The 23,114-nt window shown below is 63.7% G+C and carries 24 protein-coding genes and 1 other RNA gene; 10 read left to right on the forward strand and 15 right to left on the reverse strand.

From position 1 onward, the window contains the following. Window positions 1–52 precede the first annotated feature (52 nt). A complete protein-coding gene (locus tag NCR38_RS01755) occupies window positions 53–955 on the reverse strand; it encodes a class II glutamine amidotransferase (RefSeq protein WP_086960946.1) in 903 nt (300 codons plus the stop codon). Window positions 956–1,137: 182 nt separating this feature from the next. Here NCR38_RS01755 and pyrC point away from each other — a divergent pair, with 182 nt between their 5' ends. The 3 genes from pyrC (at window position 1,138) to rnpB (ending at window position 3,468) form a co-directional block, all read left to right on the forward strand. After that, window positions 1,138–2,208, forward strand: coding sequence for a dihydroorotase (gene pyrC / locus NCR38_RS01760; protein ID WP_250476285.1), 1,071 nt, complete (start codon window positions 1,138–1,140; stop codon window positions 2,206–2,208). A 10-nt stretch (window positions 2,209–2,218) separates the two neighbouring features. Continuing rightward, window positions 2,219–3,025 carry a DUF3025 domain-containing protein gene (locus tag NCR38_RS01765; RefSeq protein WP_409241415.1) on the forward strand — a complete coding sequence of 269 codons (807 nt, stop codon included), beginning with the start codon at window positions 2,219–2,221 and terminating at the stop codon, window positions 3,023–3,025. Between the two features lie 29 nt (window positions 3,026–3,054). Further along, an RNA gene (gene rnpB, locus NCR38_RS01770) (RNase P RNA component class A) lies at window positions 3,055–3,468 on the forward strand. A gap of 65 nt (window positions 3,469–3,533) precedes the next feature. On the opposite strand, the gene NCR38_RS01775 is transcribed toward rnpB, so the two are convergent. Beyond that, on the reverse strand, window positions 3,534–3,956 hold the full coding sequence (locus NCR38_RS01775; protein ID WP_061117818.1) for an OsmC family protein: 423 nt from the start codon (window positions 3,954–3,956) through the stop codon (window positions 3,534–3,536). A gap of 573 nt (window positions 3,957–4,529) precedes the next feature. Here NCR38_RS01775 and rplM point away from each other — a divergent pair. The 3 genes from rplM to erpA all read left to right on the forward strand — a co-directional run bounded on the left by rplM (window position 4,530) and on the right by erpA (window position 5,939). Then, window positions 4,530–4,958, forward strand: coding sequence for a 50S ribosomal protein L13 (gene rplM, locus NCR38_RS01780; RefSeq protein WP_008351572.1), 429 nt, complete (start codon window positions 4,530–4,532; stop codon window positions 4,956–4,958). Window positions 4,959–4,969: 11 nt separating this feature from the next. Continuing rightward, on the forward strand, window positions 4,970–5,362 hold the full coding sequence (gene rpsI / locus NCR38_RS01785; protein ID WP_061117817.1) for a 30S ribosomal protein S9: 393 nt from the start codon (window positions 4,970–4,972) through the stop codon (window positions 5,360–5,362). Window positions 5,363–5,573: 211 nt separating this feature from the next. Then, window positions 5,574–5,939, forward strand: a complete 366-nt coding sequence (gene erpA, locus NCR38_RS01790; RefSeq protein ID WP_061117816.1) for an iron-sulfur cluster insertion protein ErpA — start codon at window positions 5,574–5,576, stop codon at window positions 5,937–5,939. Window positions 5,940–6,003: 64 nt separating this feature from the next. On the opposite strand, the gene NCR38_RS01795 is transcribed toward erpA, so the two are convergent. Then, window positions 6,004–7,134 carry an anhydro-N-acetylmuramic acid kinase gene (locus tag NCR38_RS01795; RefSeq protein ID WP_311765913.1) on the reverse strand — a complete coding sequence of 377 codons (1,131 nt, stop codon included), beginning with the start codon at window positions 7,132–7,134 and terminating at the stop codon, window positions 6,004–6,006. 379 nt (window positions 7,135–7,513) lie between these two features. Here NCR38_RS01795 and tyrS point away from each other — a divergent pair, with 379 nt between their 5' ends. From tyrS to NCR38_RS01810, 3 genes are read left to right on the forward strand one after another with little or no spacing between them, the layout of a single operon-like run. Further along, on the forward strand, window positions 7,514–8,773 hold the full coding sequence (gene tyrS, locus NCR38_RS01800; protein WP_250476286.1) for a tyrosine--tRNA ligase: 1,260 nt from the start codon (window positions 7,514–7,516) through the stop codon (window positions 8,771–8,773). A 4-nt stretch (window positions 8,774–8,777) separates the two neighbouring features. Then, a complete protein-coding gene (gene dtd / locus NCR38_RS01805; protein WP_250476287.1) occupies window positions 8,778–9,236 on the forward strand; it encodes a D-aminoacyl-tRNA deacylase in 459 nt (152 codons plus the stop codon). Beyond that, complete coding sequence (locus tag NCR38_RS01810; RefSeq protein WP_061117813.1) at window positions 9,233–9,883, forward strand: histidine phosphatase family protein; 651 nt, start codon at window positions 9,233–9,235, stop codon at window positions 9,881–9,883. The genes dtd and NCR38_RS01810 overlap by 4 nt, the downstream gene beginning before the upstream one ends. Here the strand turns inward: NCR38_RS01810 and ruvB are convergent. From ruvB to NCR38_RS01855, 9 genes are all read right to left on the reverse strand, one after another. Then, complete coding sequence (gene ruvB, locus NCR38_RS01815) at window positions 9,880–10,941, reverse strand: Holliday junction branch migration DNA helicase RuvB (protein WP_061117812.1); 1,062 nt, start codon at window positions 10,939–10,941, stop codon at window positions 9,880–9,882. The two genes, NCR38_RS01810 and ruvB, sit on opposite strands and share 4 nt — an antisense overlap. Before the next feature lie 55 nt (window positions 10,942–10,996). Further along, the gene (gene ruvA / locus NCR38_RS01820) at window positions 10,997–11,578 is read right to left on the reverse strand and encodes a Holliday junction branch migration protein RuvA (RefSeq protein WP_061117811.1); all 582 of its coding nucleotides are present in this window, start codon (window positions 11,576–11,578) and stop codon (window positions 10,997–10,999) included. A 24-nt stretch (window positions 11,579–11,602) separates the two neighbouring features. Further along, window positions 11,603–12,145, reverse strand: coding sequence for a crossover junction endodeoxyribonuclease RuvC (ruvC, locus tag NCR38_RS01825; protein WP_061117891.1), 543 nt, complete (start codon window positions 12,143–12,145; stop codon window positions 11,603–11,605). Between the two features lie 88 nt (window positions 12,146–12,233). Further along, window positions 12,234–13,799: a bifunctional phosphoribosylaminoimidazolecarboxamide formyltransferase/IMP cyclohydrolase gene (purH, locus tag NCR38_RS01830; RefSeq protein ID WP_250476288.1), complete on the reverse strand. Its 1,566-nt coding sequence runs from the start codon at window positions 13,797–13,799 to the stop codon at window positions 12,234–12,236. A gap of 64 nt (window positions 13,800–13,863) precedes the next feature. Further along, window positions 13,864–14,097 (reverse strand): Fis family transcriptional regulator, encoded by a 234-nt coding sequence (locus NCR38_RS01835; protein WP_008351548.1) that lies wholly within the window; start codon window positions 14,095–14,097, stop codon window positions 13,864–13,866. After that, a complete protein-coding gene (gene dusB, locus NCR38_RS01840; RefSeq protein ID WP_061117889.1) occupies window positions 14,094–15,188 on the reverse strand; it encodes a tRNA dihydrouridine synthase DusB in 1,095 nt (364 codons plus the stop codon). Before dusB ends, NCR38_RS01835 begins: the two co-directional genes overlap by 4 nt. Before the next feature lie 212 nt (window positions 15,189–15,400). Then, window positions 15,401–16,597: a UbiH/UbiF/VisC/COQ6 family ubiquinone biosynthesis hydroxylase gene (locus NCR38_RS01845; protein WP_250476289.1), complete on the reverse strand. Its 1,197-nt coding sequence runs from the start codon at window positions 16,595–16,597 to the stop codon at window positions 15,401–15,403. Between the two features lie 2 nt (window positions 16,598–16,599). Then, the gene (locus NCR38_RS01850) at window positions 16,600–17,997 is read right to left on the reverse strand and encodes an aminopeptidase P N-terminal domain-containing protein (RefSeq protein ID WP_250476290.1); all 1,398 of its coding nucleotides are present in this window, start codon (window positions 17,995–17,997) and stop codon (window positions 16,600–16,602) included. 229 nt (window positions 17,998–18,226) lie between these two features. Further along, complete coding sequence (locus NCR38_RS01855; protein ID WP_061117808.1) at window positions 18,227–19,531, reverse strand: class I SAM-dependent RNA methyltransferase; 1,305 nt, start codon at window positions 19,529–19,531, stop codon at window positions 18,227–18,229. A gap of 224 nt (window positions 19,532–19,755) precedes the next feature. Between NCR38_RS01855 and NCR38_RS01860 the strand changes: the two genes are divergently transcribed. Next, window positions 19,756–19,974: a hypothetical protein gene (locus NCR38_RS01860; protein WP_061117807.1), complete on the forward strand. Its 219-nt coding sequence runs from the start codon at window positions 19,756–19,758 to the stop codon at window positions 19,972–19,974. A 55-nt stretch (window positions 19,975–20,029) separates the two neighbouring features. On the opposite strand, the gene NCR38_RS01865 is transcribed toward NCR38_RS01860, so the two are convergent. Genes NCR38_RS01865 through NCR38_RS01875 form a run of 3 tightly spaced genes read right to left on the reverse strand, consistent with a single transcriptional unit; the run spans window position 20,030 to window position 22,958 of the window. Continuing rightward, complete coding sequence (locus NCR38_RS01865; RefSeq protein WP_061117806.1) at window positions 20,030–21,472, reverse strand: NAD(P)(+) transhydrogenase (Re/Si-specific) subunit beta; 1,443 nt, start codon at window positions 21,470–21,472, stop codon at window positions 20,030–20,032. Beyond that, entirely contained in the window at window positions 21,473–21,793 is a 321-nt protein-coding gene (locus NCR38_RS01870) for an NAD(P) transhydrogenase subunit alpha (RefSeq protein WP_061117805.1), read from the reverse strand. 19 nt (window positions 21,794–21,812) lie between these two features. Continuing rightward, complete coding sequence (locus NCR38_RS01875; RefSeq protein ID WP_250476291.1) at window positions 21,813–22,958, reverse strand: Re/Si-specific NAD(P)(+) transhydrogenase subunit alpha; 1,146 nt, start codon at window positions 22,956–22,958, stop codon at window positions 21,813–21,815. Between the last annotated feature and the right edge of the window lie 156 nt (window positions 22,959–23,114).

Here is a 23,114-nt window from a genome sequence, read left to right on the forward strand (position 1 = left end):
TCTATGACTGGACGAATGGACCGTACCAGCGCGTCGACAAAAGATTACCGATCTATTCAATCCCAAGTTCCGATTCCACCGCCGCCGTCGTCCGAATCTCGCCAATCTCAAGCGCCGATCCGACGCACGCCTTCGCGAGCGGCTCCGCCGCCTTCTTCGCGATTTCCTCCGGCACCGGAATATTCACGCTGCGGGCGAGCGCGCCGCACTGGAACATCGCGAGATCGCCGGGCGCGAAGCGCGTCCAGGTCTCATTGTCGGTAAGCGGGGACGTGGCGATCACGGCGACGCGGTCTTCCGGCGTCGTGTATTTGGCGAAGTCGATGGACATGTCCGCGTCGATCAGATGCGCCGTCGAGAAAGGCCAGCTACGCACCAGATAGTACAAATGCGTGGAACAGTGCGAGAAGAGCGCCTGCCCGTTCGACATCAGGAAATTGAAGACGCCGTATTGCGTGATGTCGCGGGTGAGCCCGGCGAGCGCGTCGAAGAGTTCTTCGAGCGGCGGCTGCGAACACGGAAACGCGCGGCGCAGGCCTTGCAGCAGCGCGCAGAAGGCGAGCTCGCTATCCGTCGTGCCGACCGGCTGATAGACGCCGGTGAGTTCGGGCGTATGGCCTTTCAAATCGCCGTTGTGCGCGAAGATCCAGTGCCGGCCCCACAACTCGCGCATGAACGGATGACAGTTCTCGAGCAGGATATGCCCCTGCGTCGCCTTGCGGATATGTGCGATCGTGTTCTTCGATTTGATCGGATAACGCTTCACCATGTCTGCGAGCGGCGAGCTGGCGGAGGACTGGTGATCGATGAAGAGCCGGCAGGCCTTGTCTTCGAAGAACGCGATCCCCCAGCCGTCGGCATGATGATCCGTGACGCCGCCGCGCGCCGCGAAACCGGTGAACGAAAACGTCACGTCGGTCGGTTCGGCGCAATTCATTCCGAGAAGTTGGCACATGATGCGGGGGGCGGGCGGCTTATGGCCTGGTTGTTACAATACGTCCGACAAGCATATCACCGAGGTCGGGCCGAAAAAATCGCGCAACCGCTCATAACCGTGCGCGTTGTGGAATTTCCACGGCGATTTTTTCCTGTCCTCGCGTGGACTTGCGCCATTCCACCGATCCCCGTCATCACGCCATGTCCGCTACCTCATCCTCGCCCAATTCGCTCACGATCGCGCGCCCCGACGACTGGCATCTGCACGTGCGCGACGGCGCGACGCTCGCGGCCGTCCTGCCGCACACGGCGCGCCAGTTCGGCCGCGCGATCATCATGCCGAACCTGAAGCCGCCCGTAACGACGACCGAGATGGCCGCGGCGTACCGCGAGCGCATCCTCGCGGCGCTGCCGAAGGACGGCGCGGCCGCGCGCTTCGAGCCGCTGATGACGCTCTATCTCACCGACAACACGCCGCCCGACGAAATTCGCCGCGCGAAAGACAGCGGCTTCGTGCACGGCGTGAAGCTGTATCCGGCGGGCGCGACGACCAATTCCGACGCGGGCGTGACGGATCTTGGAAAGTGCGCGAAGACGCTCGAAGCGATGCAGGAAACGGGCATGCCGCTGCTCGTGCACGGCGAAGTAACCGATGGCGACATCGACGTGTTCGATCGTGAGAAGGTCTTCATCGACCGCGTGATGACGCCGCTGCGCCGCGATTTTCCGGCGCTGAAGGTCGTGTTCGAGCACATTACGACGAAGGACGCGGCCGATTACGTGCGCGAGGCCGAAGGGCCGATCGGTGCAACGATCACCGCGCATCACCTGCTGTACAACCGCAACATCATGCTCGTCGGCGGCATGCGGCCGCATTACTACTGCCTGCCCGTGCTCAAGCGCGAGACGCATCGCGTGGCCCTCGTCGAGGCGGCGACGTCTGGCAATCCGCGCTATTTCCTCGGCACGGACAGCGCGCCGCATCCCAAAGGCCTGAAGGAACACGCGTGCGGCTGCGCGGGCTGCTACACGGCGCTGCACGCGCTCGAGCTCTACGCCGAAACTTTCGACAAGGCCGGCGCGCTCGACAAGCTCGAAGGCTTCGCCAGCTTCCACGGCGCGGACTTCTACGGCCTGCCGCGCAGTGCGGAAAAGGTGACGCTGGAACGCGGATCGTGGACGCTGCCCGCCGAATTCACCGCCGGCGACGCGACGATCGTGCCGTTGCGCGGCGGCGAATCGATCGGCTGGCGTTTCGCGGACGCGCATTGACATTTCGAACGTGAGCGCGGGTTTCGCGGATATCGACTGGGCGCGGCCCTGGCTCGCGTCGATCGAAGCGCGCGGCAGGCGCTGGCAGGCGGCGGCGCTTGCCGGTTACAACGAATATCTCGCGACGCTCAACGAAGACGCGGCGGCGGCCTCCCATGTCACCGGCCGCGGCGAAGCGCTCGCGTTCATCGCGCAGGAAGAACTGCCGGCGGGCGCCTCGTACGAAGGGCATATCGCGCAGACCGGCCGCGTGCCGACTCGCCACAATCTCCACGATTTCTTCAACGGGTCGATGTGGTTCACGTATCCGCGCATCAAGGCGACGCTCAACGCGCTACAGGCACAGCAGATCGATACGCTCGGCATCGGCCCGACGCGCGGCGGCGTGCGCGACGCGCTCACGCTCTTCGACGAAAACGCGGTGCTCTTCGCCTGCGCCGATCCATCGCTGGCGCTTGCGCTGCGCGGTTTCCGTTGGCGCACGCTGTTCGTCGACGAGCGCACGGCGTGGGGCACGCGCTGCGAGGCGCGCATCTTCGGTCACGCGCTGCTGGAAAAGCTCGTCGCGCCGTACAAGGCGTGCACGGGGCACGCGTGGATCGTCGAGGTTCCCATCGACTATTTCACGCTCGACGATGCCGCCCGCCGCGCGCTGATCGACGAACGCGTGGCGCAGCGCCTGAACGCCGAGCCGCTCGACAGCCGCGCGTTCGCGCCGCTGCCGGTGCTGGGCGTGCCGGGCTGGTGGGCCGCGAACGCGTCACCCGACTTCTACGACGATACGAACGTTTTTCGACCGGGCCGCCGCAATCGCTGAAGCAGGTCCGATGTTAAAATCGATGCCGCAAAGCGGGCCAGGCAATCGCGGCCTCGACGGTTTCGGCCGAAGAGGGCGAGGAAAGTCCGGACTCCACAGGGCAGGGTGATGGCTAACGGCCATCCGTGGCAACACGCGGAACAGGGCAACAGAAAGCAAACCGCCGATGGCTTCGGGCGCAAGTCCGGAGATCAGGTAAGGGTGAAACGGTGCGGTAAGAGCGCACCGCGGACGTCGCGAGACGCTCCGGCACGGTAACCTCCACCCGGAGCAATTCCAAATAGGCAGGCGCGCATCCTCGCGATGCAGGACGGGGCCCCCGTCCGTCTGCGGGTAGGAAGCTTGAACGCGTCAGCAATGGCGCGTCTAGAGGAATGATTGCCACGCGCGTTCGGCTTCGGTTGGCGCGCGCACAGAATCCGGCTTATCGGCCCGCTTTGTCGTCATTCAAAGGAAAAGAGCCGGCGTCTGGCGACGCCGGCTCTTTTTCATTTCTGCTGGACCTGGCCTACGCTTCGACGATCTCGAACGAATGCGTGAGTTCGGCCGTCTTCGCCAGCATGATCGACGCCGAGCAGTACTTGTCGTGCGACAGATTGATCGCGCGCTCGACCGTCGCCGGATTCAGATTCTTCCCGGTCACGGTGAAATGGAAATGGATCTTCGTGAAGACTTTCGGGTCTTCGCTTGCGCGATCGGCCTTGAGCGTGACCGAGCAATCCTCGATTTCCTGACGGCTCTTCTTCAGGATCATCACGACGTCGTAGGCGGTGCAGCCGCCGGTGCCGAGCAGCACCATTTCCATCGGGCGCGGCGCGAGATTGCGGCCGCCGCCTTCGGGTGCGCCATCCATATTGACGAGATGGCCGCTTCCCGTTTCCGCGGCGAAGGCCATGCCGCCTTGTCCCATCCAGCTAACTTTGCATTCCATGCTCAGGCTCCAGCTGTTCAGCGCGTCGTTACAGAAACTTTATTGTAGCCGTTCAGGGATTTTCGACGGGTCGCGGCTTACGAGCATCCACGGGTTGACAAAGCGACAATCGCCGCGGTCGCCACGGCGTTGACCCAAAAAACCTGATTCGAGGATGCGCTCTAGAGGGATATTTTTCCGAAACGATGACGCGAAAGCGTCGTAACTAACTGAAATTATTGATGAAGTGAAATCTTTATTTGTGATTTCAATATTTCGAATTATGAAATACGCTTTCACCATGCAAATCTTCTTGCCTTGCAGCATGACCGTGCCTATACTCGTCCCTGTCTCCTCCACCTCCTCCTTGGTGGATTAAGCCCGAGCCACAGCGGCCCGGGCTTTTTTTCGCCCTCGCGCCGCGTAAAGCGAATCTTTGACGCAGCGGCCAAATTCCCTTTATAATTCAAAGTTCTCTTCGCCACACGCCCGCGGAGAGAGGCTTGTGAGAGCCTGCACGCGTCGCGAACGCACTCATATAAGCAGGGCCGAGCAAGGCAAAGTTCAAGGGCAGATCAATTTTTTGGATCGATCATGAAGACGTTTTCCGCAAAAGCCGAAGAGGTGACGCGCGAATGGTACGTGATTGACGCGACGGATAAGGTTCTCGGCCGTGTCGCCAGCGAAGTGGCACGCCGTCTTCGCGGCAAGCACAAGCCTGAATTCACTCCGCACGTCGACACCGGTGATTTCATCATCGTCGTCAATGCCGGCAAGCTGAAGGTCACCGGCAACAAGACCACGGACAAGAAGTACTATCGTCACTCGGGCTACCCGGGCGGCATCTACGAAACGACGTTCGGCAAGATGCAGGAGCGTTTCCCGGGCCGCGCGCTCGAGAAGGCTGTCAAGGGCATGCTTCCGAAGGGTCCGCTCGGCTACGCGATGATCAAGAAGCTGAAGGTCTACGCCGAAGCAACGCATCCGCATACGGCTCAACAGCCTAAAGCGCTCGAGATCTAAGGGGAGCCCACATGATCGGTAACTGGAACTACGGTACGGGCCGCCGCAAGAGCGCCGTCGCTCGTGTCTTCATCAAGTCGGGCAAGGGCGATATCGTCGTCAACGGCAAGCCCATCGCCGACTATTTCTCGCGTGAAACGTCGCTGATGATCGTGCGTCAGCCGCTCGAACTCACGAACCACGGCACCACGTTCGACATCAAGGTCAACGTGTCGGGCGGCGGTGAGACGGGTCAGGCCGGCGCGGTGCGCCACGGCATCACCCGCGCGCTGATGGACTACGACGCAACTCTGAAGTCGCAACTGTCGAACGCAGGCTTCGTCACCCGCGACGCGCGTGAAGTGGAACGTAAGAAGGTCGGTTTCCACAAGGCACGCCGCAGGAAGCAATTCTCGAAGCGTTAAGCGCTTCGGCATTTCCCCGGGACCGGACACCGGTTCCTGGCGAAACTGCTGCGAAAGCCGCCCGCACCTTGGTGCCGGCGGCTTTTTCGTTTTTGCGCGCAAAATCACCGCCATGTCGAACTTGCATATAGCCCATTGATTTCATGGACATTCGGCACGATATTGAGATCAGCCCTACAATAGCGGTCAGAAGCTAAATTGGAGAGTTCGAATGAGCGCTGTCAGCGACACCCCCACGACCGAAATGCCGATGCCGTTCGTCTTCACCGACGCGGCTGCAGACAAGGTCAAGCAATTGATCGATGAAGAAGGCAATCCGGATCTGAAGCTGCGCGTGTTCGTGCAGGGCGGCGGATGCTCCGGTTTCCAGTACGGCTTCACGTTCGACGAAGAAGTCAACGAAGACGACACCGTGATGGACAAAGCGGGCGTGCAGTTGCTCGTCGATTCGATGAGCTATCAGTATCTCGTTGGCGCGGAGATCGACTATAAGGACGACATCAACGGCGCGCAGTTCGTCATCAAGAACCCCAACGCCACCACGACGTGCGGTTGCGGTTCGTCGTTCTCGGTCTGAGCACGAATCAGTCGATGTGAGCGAAACGGAGCCTTCGGGCTCCGTTTTTGTTTTCGGGCGCGCGTCAGTGCGGGTAGATTGCGCCGAGCACCCGCGCACCCGACGCGCCTGTCACCGCGGGCAGATTGCCCGGCTCGCGCGCAACGCAGCGCATCGCGAGCCACGCGAACGCAAGTGCTTCGACCTGCTGCGGCGGCACGCCGAGCGCCTCGGTCGTCATGACGGGCACGCCCGCAACGCCGCCGTCTTCCAGCGCCTGCTCGAGCATTTTCATCAGAACCGGATTGCGCGCGCCGCCGCCGCACACGTACACGGCGCGCACATCCGACGCGTGACGCGCGATCTCGCGGGCGACCGTCGTTGCGGTGAGCGCGGTGAGCGTCGCCTGAACGTCGGTGGGAGCAAGGCTCGCGAAGGCGGCGAGCTTGGCGTCCATCCATGCCGGGTTGAACAGATCTCGGCCCGTACTTTTCGGCGGGGGCAGTTCGAAAAACGGCTCGTCGAGAAGGGCGTCGAGCAGCGGCTGATGCACCTGGCCTTGCGCCGCGAATTGCCCGCCATCGTCGTAGGCTCTTTGCAGATGACGCAACGCCCATTCGTCGATCAGCGCGTTCGCCGGACCACAATCGAAGCCGCGCACTTCGCCGCTTGCCGCAAGGATCGTGATATTGCTGATGCCGCCGAGATTGCACACCACGCGCGTCTCGTTCTTTTCGCCGAACACCGTTGCATGAAAGGCCGGCACGAGCGGCGCGCCCTGGCCGCCCGCGGCGACATCGCGGCTGCGGAAATCGGCGACGACGTCGATGCTGGTCATCTCCGCAAGCAGCGCGGGATTGTTGATCTGTCGCGTATAGCCCTTCTCCGGCCGATGCCGCACCGTCTGGCCGTGAACGCCGATCGCACGCACCTTCGCCGCCGAATAGCCGCTCATGCTCTGCAACTCATGACAGCACACGGCGTAACGCGTCGCGAGCGCATTGGCGGCGAGCGCCTCGCGCTCGATTTCGTTGTCACCGGGTGATTGCAATTCGAAGAGCGCGTCGCGCAAGCCTTTCGAGAAGGAGACATGCGCCTCGCCGAGCACGACGGGCGGCTTGCCCGCCGCGAATTGCACTGCGACGCCGTCCACGCCGTCCATGCTGGTTCCGGACATCAAACCGAAGTACACGCCATCGGCCTTGCCGGTTTCGATTGCTTCGGTTTTCTTGGGCACGCTGCTCTCCTCGTCGATGCCGTGTTGCGGATTTCGCTCAAGCGGCGATTATCCGCGTTATGCATCGAATCGTTAAGACGCGTCTGGCGTCGTCCTCATGGACCGACGCTTTTCGCCAGGCCGCAGCACGCGCAAACGCGCCTCATCCGACACGAAACGGCGCGAATGGCCGCGTCATCGCGTAAAATCCTGAGCCTGAACAAGCAATTGCGCGCGATTTCGTCATTTTTTCCGCGCACGCCGCGTTTCGACGCGCGGCGTCCCATCCGGCCGCGCCGGACCGCTGCGACGGTGTTGAGGCCAGATCGCGCCGCCGTTCGCCAGTCATCGAACCCTTTTGACTTCACAAGCCGCAAGCATGACCACAGATTCCAACGCTTCTTCCGCGCCCGCCGCCGCGCAGAGCTTTCCGATCACCGACGATGTGAAAAACGCGCTCGCCATCGCGAAGCGTGGCTGCGACGAATTGCTGATCGAAGACGAATTCGCGCAGAAGCTCGCAAGAAGCGCCGCGACGGGCAAGCCGCTGCGCATCAAGCTCGGTCTCGACCCGACCGCGCCCGACATCCACATCGGCCATACGGTCGTGCTGAACAAGATGCGCCAGTTGCAGGATCTCGGCCATCAGGTCATTTTCCTGATCGGCGATTTCACTTCGCTGATCGGCGATCCGTCCGGCCGCAACGCGACGCGCCCGCCCCTCACGCGCGAGCAGATCGAAAGCAACGCGAAGACGTATTTCGAGCAGGCTGCGCTCGTGCTGGATCGCGAGAAGACCGAAATCCGCTATAACAGCGAATGGTCGATGCCGCTCGGCGCCGACGGCATGATCAAGCTCGCGTCGCGCTACACGGTGGCGCGCATTCTCGAGCGCGAGGACTTCACGAAGCGCTTCCAAAGCGGCGTGCCGATTTCGATCCATGAATTTCTGTACCCGCTGATGCAGGGCTACGACTCCGTCGCGCTGAACGCGGATCTCGAGCTCGGCGGCACGGATCAGAAGTTCAACCTGCTCGTCGGCCGTGAATTGCAGAAGCAATACGGCCAGGAACAGCAGTGCATCCTGACGATGCCGCTGCTCGAAGGCCTCGACGGCGTCGAGAAGATGTCGAAGTCGAAGAACAATTACGTCGGCATCAGCGAGAAGCCGACCGAGATGTTCGGCAAGCTGATGAGCATTTCGGACGTGCTCATGTGGCGCTACTTCGAGCTGCTGTCGTTTCGCAGCATCGATGAGATCGCGGGCTTCAGGAAGGAGGCCGAAGGCGGCCGCAACCCGCGTGACTTCAAGGTGATGCTCGCGCAGGAGATCGTTGCGCGCTTCCACTCGTCGGCGGACGCACAGCGCGCGCTCGACGACTTCAACCATCGCGCGAAGGGTGGCGTTCCGGACGACATTCCGACGGTGACGCTCGCGGGCGCCCCAATCGCGATCGGCCAGTTGCTGAAGCAGGCGGGCCTCGTGCCGTCGACGAGCGAGGCGCTGCGCAATATCGAGCAGGGCGGCGTGAAGATCGACGGCGCGACCGTCTCCGACAAGGGCCTGAAGATCGAGGCGGGCGAGTTCGTGGTGCAGGTGGGCAAGCGCCGTTTCGCACGCGTCACGCTGACCGCTTGAGCCGATGATCGCGCTCATTCAGCGTGTGAAGCGCGCCGATGTCCGCGTGGGCGAGCGCGTAACCGGTGCGATCGACGCGGGCTTGCTCGCGCTGGTCTGCGCCGAGCGCGGCGACAACGAAGCAGCAGCCGACAAGCTGCTCGCCAAGATGCTCGCGTACCGGGTGTTCAGCGACGCCGCCGGCAAGATGAACCTGTCCGTCTCGAACATGGATGGCGCGGGCCGCGCGGGCGGCGTCTTGCTGGTCTCGCAATTCACGCTTGCCGCCGATACGTCGAGCGGCTTGCGCCCGAGCTTCACGCCTGCCGCTCCGCCCGACGAAGGCAAGCGGCTCTTCGATTACTTCGTCGACCAGGCACGCGCGAAGCATCCGATCGTCGAAACGGGCGAATTCGGCGCGGAGATGCAGGTGTCGCTCGTCAATGACGGGCCGGTTACTTTCTGGCTTCAGGTACGTCCATGACGACTCGGGTACTCTTCATCCGGCACGGCGAAACCGACTGGAATCGCATCAAGCGCATTCAAGGGCATATCGATATTCCGTTGTCCGAGCATGGCTTCCTGCAAGCAGAACAGCTCGGAGAACGCCTGGCTCGAGAAGGCGGGATCGATGCGGTCTATTCGAGCGATCTGCAACGCGCGCAGCAGACGGCGCGTCCATTCGCGGATGCGCTCGGGCTCGAGTTGCGCTTGTCGGAAAAGTTGCGCGAGCGGTTCTACGGCGCGTTCCAAGGCCATGACAGCGACGAGATCAGCGACAGGTTTCCCGCTGAATACGTCGAATGGCAGACACGCGATCCCGGTTTTTCACCGCCCGGCGATGGTGAGTCGCAGCGCGTGTTTTATCACCGCGTCGTGCATGCGATGGAACCGATCGTTGCCGCGCATCCGGACGGATGTATCGCGGTCGTCGCGCATGGCGGCGTGCTCGATTGCATCTATCGATTCGCGATGAAGCTGTCGCTCCATGAACCGCGCAACTGGCCGCTGCTCAATTGCAGCGTCAATGTCGTGGATTATCAGGATGGCGGGGCGAGGGTCGTGTCGTGGGGGGATGTCGCGCATCTGTCGACGGACACTGACGACGACAGCTTGCGCAAGCGCGCCTAGCCGTTGCTCGTATCCCAAAGATCCCGAATCGGCCCGGCATCCGGCGCAGCGATGCCGAAGTGCCGATACGTGAGCATGGTCGCGACGCGTCCGCGCGGCGTGCGCTGCAGGAAGCCTTGCTGGATCAGATACGGTTCGAGCACGTCCTCGATCGTATCGCGCTCCTCGCCGATTGCCGCGGCGAGATTGTCCACGCCGACTGGCCCGCCATCGAACTTGTGCAGGATCGCTTCGAGCAGCTTGCGGTCCATCAGATCGAAGCCGACGGGATCGACGTCGAGCATCTTTAGCGCGCGGTCCGCGACATCGGCGGAAATCACGCCGTCCGCTTTCACCTCGGCGTAGTCGCGCACCCGGCGCAGCAGGCGGTTCGCAATCCGCGGCGTGCCACGGGAGCGCTTGGCAATTTCCAGCGCGCCTTCGGGTACGATCTCCGCCTTCAACAGCGACGCCGACCGCGACACGATGCGCGCCAGTTCGCTCGCGTTATAAAACTCCAGCCGCGACACGATGCCGAAGCGGTCGCGCAGCGGATTCGTCAGCATGCCCGCGCGCGTGGTCGCGCCGACGAGCGTGAACGGCTGCAGATCCAGCTTCACGCTGCGCGCGGCCGGTCCTTCGCCGATCATGATGTCGATCTGATAATCCTCGAGTGCCGGATACAGGATTTCCTCGACGACCGGCGAAAGCCGGTGAATTTCGTCGATGAACAGCACGTCGTTCGCTTCGAGATTCGTGAGAAGCGCGGCGAGATCGCCCGCGCGTTCGAGCACCGGGCCCGACGTCTGCCGCAAATTCACACCCATTTCCCGCGCGATGATATGCGCGAGCGTCGTCTTGCCGAGACCCGGCGGCCCGAACAGCAGTACGTGATCGAGCGCTTCGGAGCGCCGCTTGGCCGCTTCGATGAAGATTTCGAGTTGACCGCGCGCCTTTTCCTGCCCGATGTACTCGTCGAGCTTGTGCGGGCGCAGCGCGCGCTCGAACGCTTCTTCGTTCGGCGAGACGGGCGTAGCCGAGATGACGCGTTCGGCGGCGAGTTTGTCGGTTTCGATCATGGGTCGATTGTACAGCTAGGCTTCTCGCGGGGAATCGGCCGAATGGGCCAGGCCGTCACGCCTTCGAAAGTGCCTTCAGCGCCAGCTTGATACCCTCGGACACCCCCGTTCCCGCCGGCACATTCTTGACGGCGGCGAGCGCTTCCTTCTCGGAATAGCCGAGCGCGAGCAGCGCGTTGAGGATATCGGACGCGTGATCCGACTGGGAAACCGTCCCCGCAATCGCGCCGAGATCCGCGCCGAGCTTGCCTTTCAGTTCGAGCAGCAGCCGTTCCGCCGTCTTCTTGCCGATGCCGGGCACGCGCGTGAGGCGCGCGGCGTCTTGCGTCGTCACCGTCTGCGAGAGCTCGTGCACGCTCATGCCCGAAAGCACCGCCAACGCCATCCGCGCGCCGATGCCGCTTATTTTCAGCAACTCGCGGAACGTCGAGCGCTCCTGCGCGGTGAGAAAGCCGTACAGCAGATGCGCATCTTCGCGCACGATCAGCTGGGTGAGCAGCACGACTTTTTCGCCGGCATTCGGCAGGTTATAGAAGGTGCTCATCGGCACGTCGATTTCGTAGCCGACGCCGCCGCAATCGACGAGCAAGTGCGGCGGATTTTTTTCCAGCAGAACGCCGGCGATGCGACCGATCATGTGTTTGAACCAGAAGAAGTATTATTAGCCGATGAGACGACCGCGCCGCACGCGCAAGCCTTTCTTCGCAAGCCCCGGCGCGATGCCGCCCAACGCCGCGAGGCCCGTGCCGCCGTGCGCGTGGCAGATGGCCATGCCGAGCGCGTCGGCGGCGTCGGTGCCTGGCACGCCGGAGAGGCTGAGGAGCCGCACGACCATCTGCTGCATCTGTTCCTTCGTCGCGCGTCCGTAGCCGACGACGGCCTGCTTCAACTGCAACGCCGTGTACTCCGCCACCGGCACGCCACTCGCGACGAGCCCGCAAATGGCCGCGCCGCGGGCCTGGCCGAGCAACAGGGTCGATTGCGGATTCACGTTGACGAAGACCTTTTCGATCGCGGCCTGATCCGGATTGTGCTGCGTGATGAGCGTCGAGATACCGCTGAAGATGGTGTTCAGGCGCGAAGGCAAGTCGGCATCGGCCGTCTTGATGACGCCGCTCGTGACGTAAGTGAGCGTGTGCCCCGTCTTGTCGATGATGCCGAAGCCCGTCACACGCAGGCCGGGGTCGATGCCGAGGATTCTCATTCGTTCGCGATGCGCGTAGTCCAAATCAAAAAGGCCTGCTTGCGCTCTCGAAGCGCAAACAGGCCAATCTTAAATGAAGCGGGCGAGATTAATGGCGGAAATGACGCGTGCCGGTGACGATCATCGCGACATTGTGCTCATCGGCGGCGGCGATCACTTCGTCGTCGCGCATGGAGCCGCCCGGCTGGATCACGCAGGTCGCGCCCGCGTTCACGACGACGTCGAGGCCGTCACGGAACGGGAAGAATGCATCGGAGGCCACTGCCGAGCCGTTCAGCGTCAGACCGGCGTTCTGCGCCTTGATGCCCGCGATGCGCGCCGAATCCACGCGGCTCATCTGGCCCGCGCCGACGCCGAGCGTCATGCCGCCGCCGCAGAACACGATGGCATTCGACTTGACGTACTTCGCGACGCGCCACGCGAACATCAGGTCGTCCATTTCCTTCGGCGTCGGGTGGCGCTTCGTCACGACGCGCAGTTCGTGCGGCTGCACGTTCTTCGCATCGAGCGATTGCACGAGCAGGCCGCCGCCGACGCGCTTCAGGTCGAACGTGTTGTGACCGTCCCCGAGTGCGATCTGCAACAGGCGCACGTTCTGCTTCGCCGCGAACACGGCGCGCGCCGCCTCGCTGAACGACGGTGCGATCAGCACTTCGACGAACTGCTTCGCGACCGCTTGCGCCGCGGCTTCATCGACTTCGCGATTGAACGCGATGATGCCGCCGAATGCGGAGGTCGGATCCGTCTGGAACGCCTTCGAATACGCGTCGGCGGCGTTCGCGCCCACCGCCACGCCGCAAGGATTCGCGTGCTTGATGATGACGCAGGCGGGCGCATCGAACGTCTTCACGCATTCCCACGCGGCGTCCGAATCGGCGATGTTGTTGTACGACAGTTCCTTGCCCTGCAACTGCTCATAATTCGCGAGCGCGCCTGCGGGCACCGAAAGGTCGCGATAGAACGCCGCGCTCTGATGCGGATTCTCGCCGTAGCGCAGGTCCTGAACCTTCTCGAACGCCATGTTGAAGGTGGCCGGATACGTGTTGCGGCTCGCATGCTGCAGCTCTTCCGTGAGGCTCGTCAGATAGTTCGTGATCGCGCCATCGTATTGCGCGGTGTGCGCAAACACCTTCGTCGCGAGACGGAAGTTCGTCTTGTAGCCGACGGCGTTATTGTTCGCGCGCATTTCGTCGAGCACGGCGGCGTAATCGGCCGGATCGACGACGACCGTCACGTCGCGATGATTCTTCGCCGCGGAGCGCAGCATGGTCGGGCCGCCGATATCGATGTTCTCGATCGCGTCTTCCAGCGAGCATTCTTCCTTCGACACCGTCTGCACGAACGGATACAGATTGACGACGAGAAGGTCGATGGTCGGGATATCGTGTTTCTCGAGCGCGGCCATGTGCTCGGGCAGGTCGCGGCGCGCGAGAATCCCGCCATGCACTTTCGGATGCAGCGTCTTCACCCGCCCGTCGAGCATCTCCGGAAAGCCGGTGTAGTCGGCGACCTCGGTCACGGGCAGGCCCGCGTCGGCGAGCAGTTTCGCGGTGCCGCCGGTCGAGAGGAGCTTGACGCCGAGCGCCGACAGCGATTTGGCGAAATCGACGATGCCGGATTTGTCGGAAACGGAAAGGAGCGCTTGCTTGATCATGATGAACACTGAAACCGAAAAGGGAAACCAGGCCGGACCAAGGCGCGCGCCTCAGTCCGATGAATCAAATCAATCCGTGCTGCTGAAGCTTCTTGCGTAACGTGTTGCGGTTGATGCCGAGATACTCGGCCGCGAGCGATTGGTTCCCGCCCGCCTGCTCGAGCACCACTTCGAGCATCGGTTTTTCCACGCACGAAATCACCATGTCGTAGACGTCGTGCGGGTTGGAGCCGTCCAGATCCTGGAAGTAGTTGTCGAGGCTCTGGCGGACGCATTGTTCGATGTTATGTCTGCTCATGCGGCAATCAGTCGGTCTGTCGTGTTGTTGAGCCCGCCGCACGATTCTTCCCCTTCCGCGTCTTCGGCGTCACCGGACTCGTCCACATAGACGAGGCGGTCCGACAACGCCTTTTGCGCGTCAAAGAATTCGTTGACAGCGAGCAATTGTTCTTTGGTCGTGTCCAGCGTATTCATCCGGTGCCGGAAGGTGTTGGCGCCGGAAAGGCCGCGAGTGTACCAGCCGATATGCTTGCGCGCAGTCCGTACGCCGGTGAATTCCCCATAAAAGGCGTAGTGATCTTCGAGGTGTTCGTTCATCACCTGCTGGATCTCGTCGATGCGCGGCGGCGGCAGGCGCTCGCCGGTCGTCAGGAAATGTTCGATCTCGCGAAACAGCCACGGACGCCCCTGCGCCGCGCGGCCGATCATGATGGCGTCGGCGCCGGTCGCGGCGAGCACGTCGCGCGCTTTTTCGGGCGTCGTGATGTCGCCGTTCGCGACGACGGGAATCGTCACCGATGCCTTCACGGCCGCGATGGTTTCATACTCCGCGTCGCCCTTGTACAGATCGGCGCGCGTGCGGCCGTGGACGGTGAGCATCGAAATGCCCGCGTCCTGCGCGATCCGCGCAATGGTCAGCGCATTCTTGTTTTCGCGATTCCACCCCGTGCGAATCTTGAGCGTCACGGGCACGGCGCCCGGACCCACGCCGACCGCCTGCACCACGGCTTCCACGATGCGCGCGACGAGCGGCTCGTTCTGCAGCAGCGCCGACCCCGCCGCGACGTTGCACACCTTCTTCGCCGGACAGCCCATGTTGATGTCGATGATCTGCGCGCCGTTCGCGACGTTGTGGCGCGCGGCCTCGGCCAGCATCTGCGGATCGGCGCCGGCAATCTGCACCGAGATCGGCTCGACCTCGCCGGCGTGGTTCGCGCGGCGCATGGTCTTTTCGCTTTTCCACAACTGCGCGTTCGAGGCGACCATCTCCGACACCGCGTAGCCAGCGCCCATGCGTTTGCAGAGCTGCCGGAACGGGCGGTCGGTGACGCCTGCCATCGGAGCGACGAACAGGTTATTGCGCAGAACGTGTGAACCGATGGTGAGCATGAAGGCTGAACGATCCGCGCTGATGATCTCGGCAAGAGCCGCGTCAGGCGGATGCAACGTTGCTGAAGGGGAAACGGCTATTTTAACGCGAAGAGCGTGCTGAAATTAAGAGCAATCGTCTGCAAGTCTTTAAATCTTCTATGAAAGAACGGGCGCTCATAGAGGATAACTCCCACGGCTTAGCGCAGACGGTTGCCATATTCCGTGCCGGGTCAGCGCCGTTGGCCGAACATCATCTGCCGGGCGAGCGCGGATTTCACCGGCGGGAGGAACTCGAGCGCGGTGAGGGCGAGACCGCGCACCGCGGCGAACGGCGGGAAATCGACCGTGAAAATGCGCGCGAGGGTGTCGGTCGCGCCGATCGTCAGGCGCCGGTCGAGCGTGCGGCGCTGCGCGAAGCGGGCGAGCGCGAGCGGGCGCGGGCCGTCGGCGGACAGGGCGTCGGTAAGCGCGAGCGCGTCGCGCAAGCCGAGATTCAGGCCCTGACCCGCGACCGGATGCAGCGTCTGCGCGGCATTGCCAATGGCGACGGTGCGCCGGTCGACGAGCCCATCGAGCGCGGTCAGGCCGAGCGGGAACGCCGCACGCGACGCGATGCGCGTGAAGCGGCCCATGCGCGAGCCGAAAGCGGCGCCCAGTTCGGCGAGGAAAGTGTCGTCGTCGAGCTGCATGCGGCGCGCGGCTTCGTCGGGCGTGCAGCACCAGACGAGCGAGTAGTCCGCGTGACGCTGACCGCCACAGGGCAAAAGCGCGATCGGTCCTTCGCCGGTGAAGCGTTCCCACGCGACGTTCGCGCGCGGATCCGAGACGCTTACCGTGCCGACGATGGCCGTTTGCCCGTAATCCCGCGCGCGGCGCTCGCCGGGCGCGGTCACGTCGCTCTTCTGATAAAGACCGCCTTCGGCATTCACGAGCACCTTCACACGGATCGTGCGCTCGCCGCTGGACGACTGCAGCGGCAGTGTGACGCCGTCGTGATCCTGCAGCGGCGCGAGTGCCGAGGTATCGGTGAGCCAGTGGACCTTGGTCGCGCGCACCGCATCGGCAAGCGCGCCGACGAGCGAGCCGTAACGCACCACGTAGCCCAGTTCGGGCAGCTCATGCTCGTCGTGCTCGATCAGCGTGCGGCCGAAGTGCCCGCGCTGCGACACGTGAATGCGGCGGATCGGCGTGGCGTCACCGGGAAAGCCGAGCGGCTGGAGCATCACGCGGCTGCCGTGCGACAGCGCGAGTGAGCGCGGATCGTTGGCGGCTGCTTCGGGCGTGCGCGCGTCGATCAGCGCGATGGACAGGCGCGACGTGGCGCTGCGCCGCGCGAGCCAGCCGGCGAGCGCGAGCCCGACCGGCCCCGCGCCGACGATGGCGATGTCGTAGTCGAAATGCGGTTCGATGCCTTGCACGTCGCTCATGGTCAGTTTGCGTTTGAATCGCGCATCAGCGCTTCGATCTCGTCGGCCGCGACGGGCACCTCGCGCGTGATCAACTCGCAGCCGCTTTCCGTGATGACCGCGTCGTCCTCAATGCGGATGCCAATGTTCCAGTACTGTTCCGGCACGTCTTCGGCGGCGCGCACGTAGAGACCCGGTTCGATCGTGAGCGCCATGCCGGGCGCCAGCGTGCGCCAGGGCCGCGCGCCTTGCTCGTCGAGCGGACCGTCGGTCTCGCGGTATTCGCCCGCGTCGTGTACGTCCATGCCGATCCAGTGTCCCGTGCGATGCATGTAAAAGCGCGCGTAGGCGCGTTGCGCGAGGACATCGTCGAGGCTTGCGAACTTTGTCTTGTCGAGGATGCCGGTATCGAGCAAGCCTTGCGACAGCACTTTCAACGCCGCCTGATGCGGCGCGTCGAAGCTCACGCCGGGGCGCGTCGCATCGACGGCTGCCGCCTGGGCCGCGAGCACGATGTCGTAGAGCTCGCGCTGCCCGGGCGTGAAGCGGCCGCTTGCGGGGAATGTGCGCGTGATGTCGGAGGCGTAGCCGTCGAGTTCGCACGCGGCGTCGATGAGGATCAGGTCACCGTCGCGGGCGATTGCGTTGCCCGCCGGATAGTGCAGCACGCAGGCGTTCGCGCCCGCCGCGACGATCGATCCGTATGCAGGCGCCTGCGCGCCGTGCCGGCGGAACGTGTAAAGCAACTCGGCTTCGATCTCGTACTCGCGCATGCCGGGGCGGCATGCGCGCATCGCGCGGCGGTGAGCTTCGGCCGAAATCGACGCCGCGCGGCGCATGATGGCGATTTCGTGCACGTCTTTTACGAGGCGCATCTCGTCGAGGATGGGCAGCACATTTTCCGCGCGGGCGGGTGCGCGCACGCCGGTACGACCTTGCGCGCGCACAGCGGCGAGCCAGTCGCGCACTTGCGCATCGAGGTCCGCCGACGTGCCGAGCGCGTAGTGCAGCGCGGGCTTGTCGGCGATCAGCCGGGGCATTTCCTCGTCGAGCGCGCTGACGGGGAATGCGGCATCGAAGCCGAAGGCGTCGCGCGCGGCTTCTGGGCCGAAACGAAAGCCTTCCCACATTTCGCGTTCCGCGTTTTTCTCGCGGCAGAAGAGAATCGACGCGGGCTCGCCGTCCTTCGCGCTCGCGTTCAGCACGAGCGTCGCCTCGGGTTCGTTGAAGCCCGTCAGATAGTAGAAGTAGCTGTCGTGCCGGAAAGGGTAGTCCGTGTCCCGGTTGCGCATGACTTCCGGCGCGGTGGGGACGATGGCCACGCCGCCGCCTCGCGCACGCAGCGCGGCGAGCACGCGCTCGCGACGCGCGCGGTAAATATCGACGGCGATGGGACTGGCGAGTTCGGTCGGTGAGTTCATGCGCCGATTGTAGCGCCGGCTTCGCGATCACGGCACCTGGCCATTCGGCATAGGCCGAAACGCATCCGGGACGATGCAGTATCGCCCGGACGTGGCAGCGCATGCCTTCTCGCGATCGTCGGCGGGAGGCGTGCGATTCGTGCAATCTGCCTATGCCATTCGGCCGAATGGCTTCACGTGTGCCGCCGCTGCATACTTGTTTCGAAGGCAGCGCATACGGCGGCGCGGCTCATTCGCCAGCAGGACGATTGCGCACGCTGCCCGCGATCAGATCGAAGCGGAACAGGCGGCATTCGAGCGCGCCATTGAAAAGCGGCGTCTTGGTCGATTCGCGCAGCCGCAAGAGGCCCGGCAATTTGCGGTCGGATGTGAGCACGTACGCCCGCCAGCCGGGAAAGCGCTGCTTGAGCGCGTTGCCGAACGAGACGAAGAATTCCGTGTCGGCCGGATCGGGCTGTGCGCGTGCAAACGCGTCGTCGTCCTCGCGGCGCGAGCGCGCCGTATCGCGGATCTCGCCGCGCGGTCCGCGCCCGCGCACTTCTATCCGCTCGCCATAGGGCGGATTGGCGATGAGGATGCCCGGGGCGTCGGTGGGCGGGACCATGTTGCGGGCGTCGACCTGCTTGAGCGACAAATCGGTAATGCCCGCGCGGCTCAGGTTCGCGCGCGCCTTTTCGAGCATGTCGCCGGAGATGTCACTGCCGAAGATGTTCAGCTCGGCTTGCGTGGCGCGCGCGGCGCGGCGCTGTTCGAGGGCGGCCGTCTTGAGCTTCTGCCACATGCCCGGATGAAACGGCTTGAGCTTTTCGAAGCCGAAACGCCGATCGTTGCCCGGCGCGATGTTGAGCGCGGTCTGCGCCGCTTCGGCGAGGAAGGTGCCGCTGCCGCACATCGGATCGAAGAGCGGCGTGCCGGGCGTCCAGCCGGTGAGGCGCAGGATGCCAGCCGCGAGATTTTCGCGCAGCGGCGCGGCGCCCTTGTCCAGGCGCCAGCCGCGCTTGAAGAGCGGTTCGCCGGAGGTGTCGAGATAGAGCGTGCACTCGTTCACCGTGAGGAACGCGAACACGCGAACGTCGGGCTGCGCGGTGTCGATGCTCGGACGCGCGCCGGCGACATCGCGCAGGCGGTCGCAGACGGCGTCCTTGACGCGCAGCGTCGTGAATTCGAGGCTCTTCACCGGCGATTTGATCGCGGTGAGGTCGACGCGCATCGTCTGGCTGGGCGTGAACCATTGCTCCCAGCGTTGCCGATGCGTGAGTTCGTAGATGTCTTGCTCGCTGCGATACGGGCCTTGCGCGACCTTCAGAAGCACCCGGCTCGCGATGCGCGAATGCAGGTTTGCCGCCATGCCCGCGACCCAGCCGCCCCGGAAATGCACGCCGCCGGGCACTTGTGCGCCGACGACCAGCGATCCGCCGCCCGACAGCGGCGCGCTCGCCACATGACGCTCGCCGATCTCCGAAAGCTCGGCGGCGAGCGGCGCTTCGAGACCGCGCGGGCAGGGGACAAACCAGTCGAAGAGTGGGGAGGACATGAGCTGCTTTGAGGGACGTTGAAAGGCGGTATTGTACGCGCGTGCTTCACCGGCCCAGGACGTCGTCGCTCTTTGCAAACAAACCCGCGCCTTTCGCGATGGCGTCGGGTACGAACCGTTGGCCGGTCGTTTCCGCTCGTCCGAATTGGGACTATTCGCCTGTTGCTACGTCAGCCGGATCTCCAGAGTCTGATTTGGCGAACCTGCCAATCAAAGGAGATTCCATGCCGAACGTGTACGTTGAACCACTTCCGAAACATCGCGACGGGGCAATCGAAGGCTACGCACTCGAGCTCTCAGCCACGCAACGGCTGACCACCGTCGACTACCGAACCCAGGCTGATGCGATAAAAGCTGCGCGCGCCAACGGCTACAAACCGCTGGTCGCGCGCGTGAGACAAACCGACAAGGGCAATCCCGATCACTGGCGCGCAGCAGATTGATTACGCGCCTTCTTGTCCTGGCAGCCGCGCTGCGGCTGCCAGGCTGCACTCGTCGTTATTCGACCGCCTTCATCATGTCCTCAACCACCTTCTTCGCATCCCCGAACACCATCATCGTCTTGTCCATATAGAACAGTTCGTTGTCGAGTCCGGCATAACCCGCCGCCATCGAGCGCTTGTTCACGATGATCGTCCGTGCCTTGTACGCTTCGAGAATGGGCATCCCTGCGATCGGCGACTTCGGATCGTTCTTCGCGGCGGGATTCACCACGTCGTTCGCCCCGAGCACGAGAACCACGTCCGTCTGACCGAACTCGCTGTTGATGTCCTCCATCTCCTGCACCATTTCGTACGGCACTTCGGCTTCCGCCAGCAGCACGTTCATGTGCCCCGGCATGCGCCCGGCGACCGGGTGAATCGCGTAGCGCACATCGATGCCTTTTTCGACCAGCTTGTCGGTCAGCTCCTTCAACGCGTGCTGGGCGCGCGCGACGGCAAGACCATAACCCGGCACAATCACCACGCTTTCCGCGTTACCGAGCATGAACGCGGCATCGTCGGCGGAACCGGACTTCACCGGACGTTGCTCCGTCGAGCCGCCCGCGGCCGCGCCGCCCGCTTCGCCGCCGAACCCGCCGAGAATCACGTTGAAGAACGACCGGTTCATCGCGCGGCACATGATGTACGACAGAATCGCACCCGACGAACCCACCAGCGACCCCGCGATGATCAGCATCGGATTGTTCAGCGAGAAGCCGATGCCCGCCGCCGCCCAGCCCGAGTACGAGTTCAGCATCGACACGACCACCGGCATGTCCGCGCCGCCGATCGGAATGATGATCAGCACGCCGAGTGCGAACGCGATCAGCGTCATGACGACGAACGGCAGCCACGACTCGGTGAGCATGAAGATCACGCCGAAGCCGACCATCGCGATGGCGAGCAGCAGGTTGATCAGATGCTGTCCCGAATAGGTGACCGGCGCGCCCTGAAACAGCCGGAACTTGTACTTGCCCGACAGTTTCCCGAACGCGATGACCGAGCCCGAGAACGTGATCGCCCCGACGAACGTGCCGATGAACAACTCGACGCGATTGCCATAGGGAATCGGCTCGCCGAGCGGGGCCAGTCCGAACGCGGCAGGTTCGGCCACCACGCCATACGCGATACACACCGCCGCGAGACCGATCAGCGAGTGCATCGCCGCGACGAGCTCGGGCATCTTCGTCATCTCGACTTTCGCCGCGATGTACGCGCCCGCACCGCCGCCGACGATCAGCGCGACGAACAACAGCGACAGTCCGAGCGCCAGATTGGCTTCGAGATAAGCCGCCTGTTTCACGATCAGCGCGAGCGTGGTGAGAATGGCGATCGCCATGCCCGCCATGCCGAACGTATTGCCGATGCGCGCGGTCTTCGGATTGGACAAGCCTTTCAGCGCCTGGATGAAACACACCGAGGCGACGAGATACAGGAGAGTGACGACGTTCAGGCTCATTTACGCGCCCTCCTTGCTGACGATCTTCTTCGGTTCCTTCTTCTTGAACATCTCCAGCATTCGCCGTGTGACGAGAAAGCCGCCGAACACGTTCACCGCCGCGAGCAGCACGGCGAGCGTGCCGAAGAACTTGCCCGCCACGCCGACCGTAAGGCCGACCGCGAGCATCGCGCCGACGATGACGATCGCCGAAATCGCATTGGTCACGGCCATGAGCGGCGTATGCAGCGCAGGCGTGACGTTCCACACGACGTGATAGCCGACGTAAATGGCCAGCACGAAGATGATGAGATTGATCACCGTGTGATTGATGACATCCATGTGCGTCTCCGTATCGGCGTTAAGCGGCCGGACGCGTGACTTGTCCGTCGCGGCACTGGAGCGTGGCCGCGACGATGTCGTCCGCGAGGTCGATGTTGAGCGTGCCTTCCTTGGTGAGGATCAGTTTCAGGAAGTCCAGAAGATTGCGGGCATAGAGCGCGGAGGCATCGGCGGCGACCATCGAAGCGAGGTTCGTGTGGCCGACGATATGCACGCCGTGCTTCATCACCACCTGATCCACTTCGGTGAGCGGACAGTTGCCGCCTTTCTTGCCTTCGAACTCGGGTCCGCGACCCGCGGCGAGATCGATGATCACGGAGCCTGGCTTCATGTGCTTGACCGTTTCCACCGAGATCAGCGTCGGCGCCGGACGGCCGGGAATCAGCGCCGTCGAGATGACGATATCCGCCGCTTTCGCACGCTCATGCACCTGCGCCGATTGCCGCGCGAGCCAGCTCGGCGGCATCGGACGCGCGTAGCCGCCGACGCCGACCGCCGCTTCGCGCTCCTCGTCGGTTTCGAAGGGCACGTCGACGAACTTCGCGCCGAGCGATTCGATCTGCTCCTTCACGGCCGGACGCACATCGGAGGCTTCGACGACCGCGCCGAGACGCTTGGCCGTGGCGATCGCCTGCAGGCCCGCGACGCCCGCGCCGAGCACGAGCACGCGCGCGGCTTTGACGGTGCCGGCAGCGGTCATGAGCATCGGCATGAAGCGCTGGTAATACTGGCAAGCCATCAGCACCGCCTTGTACCCGGCGATGTTCGCCTGCGACGACAGCACGTCGAGACTCTGCGCGCGCGTCGTTCGCGGCGCGGCTTCGAGCGCGAACGCGGTGACGCCCGACGACGCGAGCCGCGCGGTGTTTTCCGTATTGAAGGGATCGAGCATGCCGACGAGCACGGCGCCCGGCTTGAGCATCGCCAGTTCGCTTTCGCTCGGTGACTGCACCTTGAGGACGATTTCGGCGGAAAAGGCCGTGGCCGCATCGACGAGATCCGCGCCCGCTTGCGCGAAGGCATCGTCGATATAGCTTGCCGGCAAGCCCGCGCCGCTCTGGACAGAAACGCGATGTCCTTGCGTGACGAGCTTTTTGACCGTTTCGGGCGTAGCGGCGACGCGCGCCTCGTTCGCCCGCGTTTCAGCAGGCACTCCGATGTGCATCTTCAAATCCTCCTGTCTTTGTTGCCATCGTCACCCCGGGGAAGGGTTAGGAAGGCTTAAGGCTGAGTTGTTATTCAAATGCTGGAACGGACGGCTATCGCAACTGTAACCGAAGATGGCACGCGCAAGAATCCGATCCGGCACTCGTTCCACCCG

This window comes from Caballeronia sp. INML1, from assembly GCF_023631085.1.
Classification (GTDB): Bacteria; Pseudomonadota; Gammaproteobacteria; order Burkholderiales; family Burkholderiaceae; genus Caballeronia; species Caballeronia turbans.

Excerpts from the sequence above, each read along its gene's own strand:
- NCR38_RS01755 (WP_086960946.1), bottom strand. The coding sequence starts at position 955 with ATGTGCCAACTTCTCGGAATGAATTGCGCCGAACCGACCGACGTGACG.
- pyrC (WP_250476285.1), top strand. The coding sequence starts at position 1,138 with ATGTCCGCTACCTCATCCTCGCCCAATTCGCTCACGATCGCGCGCCCC.
- NCR38_RS01775 (WP_061117818.1), bottom strand. The coding sequence starts at position 3,956 with ATGGAATGCAAAGTTAGCTGGATGGGACAAGGCGGCATGGCCTTCGCC.
- rplM (WP_008351572.1), top strand. The coding sequence starts at position 4,530 with ATGAAGACGTTTTCCGCAAAAGCCGAAGAGGTGACGCGCGAATGGTAC.
- rpsI (WP_061117817.1), top strand. The coding sequence starts at position 4,970 with ATGATCGGTAACTGGAACTACGGTACGGGCCGCCGCAAGAGCGCCGTC.
- erpA (WP_061117816.1), top strand. The coding sequence starts at position 5,574 with ATGAGCGCTGTCAGCGACACCCCCACGACCGAAATGCCGATGCCGTTC.
- tyrS (WP_250476286.1), top strand. The coding sequence starts at position 7,514 with ATGACCACAGATTCCAACGCTTCTTCCGCGCCCGCCGCCGCGCAGAGC.
- dtd (WP_250476287.1), top strand. The coding sequence starts at position 8,778 with ATGATCGCGCTCATTCAGCGTGTGAAGCGCGCCGATGTCCGCGTGGGC.
- NCR38_RS01810 (WP_061117813.1), top strand. The coding sequence starts at position 9,233 with ATGACGACTCGGGTACTCTTCATCCGGCACGGCGAAACCGACTGGAAT.
- ruvB (WP_061117812.1), bottom strand. The coding sequence starts at position 10,941 with ATGATCGAAACCGACAAACTCGCCGCCGAACGCGTCATCTCGGCTACG.
- ruvA (WP_061117811.1), bottom strand. The coding sequence starts at position 11,578 with ATGATCGGTCGCATCGCCGGCGTTCTGCTGGAAAAAAATCCGCCGCAC.
- ruvC (WP_061117891.1), bottom strand. The coding sequence starts at position 12,145 with ATGAGAATCCTCGGCATCGACCCCGGCCTGCGTGTGACGGGCTTCGGC.
- purH (WP_250476288.1), bottom strand. The coding sequence starts at position 13,799 with ATGATCAAGCAAGCGCTCCTTTCCGTTTCCGACAAATCCGGCATCGTC.
- NCR38_RS01835 (WP_008351548.1), bottom strand. The coding sequence starts at position 14,097 with ATGAGCAGACATAACATCGAACAATGCGTCCGCCAGAGCCTCGACAAC.
- dusB (WP_061117889.1), bottom strand. The coding sequence starts at position 15,188 with ATGCTCACCATCGGTTCACACGTTCTGCGCAATAACCTGTTCGTCGCT.
- NCR38_RS01845 (WP_250476289.1), bottom strand. The coding sequence starts at position 16,597 with ATGAGCGACGTGCAAGGCATCGAACCGCATTTCGACTACGACATCGCC.
- NCR38_RS01850 (WP_250476290.1), bottom strand. The coding sequence starts at position 17,997 with ATGAACTCACCGACCGAACTCGCCAGTCCCATCGCCGTCGATATTTAC.
- NCR38_RS01855 (WP_061117808.1), bottom strand. The coding sequence starts at position 19,531 with ATGTCCTCCCCACTCTTCGACTGGTTTGTCCCCTGCCCGCGCGGTCTC.
- NCR38_RS01860 (WP_061117807.1), top strand. The coding sequence starts at position 19,756 with ATGCCGAACGTGTACGTTGAACCACTTCCGAAACATCGCGACGGGGCA.
- NCR38_RS01865 (WP_061117806.1), bottom strand. The coding sequence starts at position 21,472 with ATGAGCCTGAACGTCGTCACTCTCCTGTATCTCGTCGCCTCGGTGTGT.
- NCR38_RS01870 (WP_061117805.1), bottom strand. The coding sequence starts at position 21,793 with ATGGATGTCATCAATCACACGGTGATCAATCTCATCATCTTCGTGCTG.
- NCR38_RS01875 (WP_250476291.1), bottom strand. The coding sequence starts at position 22,958 with ATGCACATCGGAGTGCCTGCTGAAACGCGGGCGAACGAGGCGCGCGTC.